This is a genomic window from Streptomyces sp. YS-3, from assembly GCF_045257485.1.
Classification (GTDB): Bacteria; Actinomycetota; Actinomycetes; order Streptomycetales; family Streptomycetaceae; genus Streptomyces.
Genome location: NZ_JBJHPC010000988.1, coordinates 1 through 1,423, shown reverse-complemented (window position 1 = coordinate 1,423; position 1,423 = coordinate 1). Strand labels below are relative to the sequence as shown.

Below are 1,423 nucleotides of genomic sequence, written 5' to 3'. Positions count from 1 at the left end.
GGGTTACGGGATGACGACCACGGGGCGCTGGGCGCGCCGGGCCAGCCGCCCGGCGACCGAGCCGAAGATCCGGCCGACGATGCCATGGGTCGAGCCGACGACGATCGCGTCCGCCGCGTACTCCCGACCGACTTCTTCCAGTTCGTGGCAGATGTCCCCGCCACGCTCGACGAGGATCCAGGAGACCTCGGTGAGGTAGTCCGCGCAGGCCAGCTCCAGGCCGAGCACTTCCGTACGGTGGTCCGGCACATCCACGAAGACCGGCGGCTCGCACCCCGCCCACACGGTGGTGGGCAGCCGGTTGGCGACGTGCACGATGATCAGGCCGGAGCCGGAGCGTCTGGCCATGCCGATGGCGTACGCCAGGGCGCGCTCACTGGACGTCGAGCCGTCGAACCCGACCACCACTCCGTGCCGGAATGCGGGGTCGCAGGACAGACGTGGCTCTTCCGCCGCCTGGAGGTCCGACGTCGGGTCGGCTACCTGCTTGCGGTCCGCGGGTTCGGAAAATTCTTGACCGGCCATGGGTGTCTCGGCGTTTGGATCCTCATGGAGGGCGACAGTTGGCGGCGGAGCTGTGTCCGGGAATCATCTTCCCAAGCCCATACCCCCAAGGGTACGGCGACACTCCTCTCCTGCCCAGAGCCGCCGGGGCTGCACGACGTTCCCCGGAGCATGCACGAGCCCGCCCCGGATGGCAATGGCAGATGGCTGGTACAGAGGTCTGGTCTTCAACATTCTGTGCACGTTCGATCCGCCTGGGTGACCTCGGGCCGGTTCCGGCTGTCCCCCGGCTGTGCCCCCGCTGTGCACGCGCAGTGACCGGAACAGGTGCCCGCCCGTTAGACACGCGGTCGCCGCGACGCTGTTCCACACCGCACCCCCCAGGGAGCCCCTACCCGTGTCCGCCCCGCCGTTCGCCCAGGACGCCTGTCCGCCCACGCCGCCGGGCGGCATCCCCCGGGTGGCGCACACCCCCCGGGAGCCCGGCGCGCCCGCGCCCGGCCCAGGGGCGCCGCGCCACCGGGAGAGCCCGCAGAGGGGCGCGCACGGCGTACGAAGGCCCGCGGCGGGCACCGGTGACTGCGCGGGCGATGTCGTGCGCTGGGCGGCGTTCAGCTGCGTCCTGGTCCCGGTGGTGCTCGTCGTCTACGGTTCCTCGTTCGCCGGCGCGGCCGGCTGGGCCCTCGGGCTCGCGGCCGTCACCGCGGCCTGCCGGCTGCTGCTGCGACACTCCGAACGCACGGCACGCACGGCACGGACGGAGCGGACGGAACAGACGGCGCGAGCGGCGCGCACGACCGCCCGGCCGGGACCCGGCCGACACCGTGACGGACGGGCGAACGGCGAAAGTCCGCCGTTGGACTGACGGGTTCGCACACACGGACCCGTATGTTTTCAGCCAACTTCCCCTCCCCCCTCC

At 72.0% G+C, this 1,423-nt stretch carries 2 protein-coding genes; one reads left to right on the top strand and one right to left on the bottom strand.

Features of this window, described 5'->3' with window-relative positions:
* Positions 1-3: 3 nt before the first annotated feature.
* On the bottom strand, positions 4-525 hold the full coding sequence (locus tag ACJA3G_RS36930) for a universal stress protein (protein WP_358835471.1): 522 nt from the start codon (positions 523-525) through the stop codon (positions 4-6).
* Positions 526-901: 376 nt separating this feature from the next.
* On the opposite strand from ACJA3G_RS36930, the gene ACJA3G_RS36925 reads away from it, so the two are divergent.
* Positions 902-1,369 carry a hypothetical protein gene (locus tag ACJA3G_RS36925; RefSeq protein WP_406557381.1) on the top strand — a complete coding sequence of 156 codons (468 nt, stop codon included), beginning with the start codon at positions 902-904 and terminating at the stop codon, positions 1,367-1,369.
* Positions 1,370-1,423: the final 54 nt, after the last annotated feature.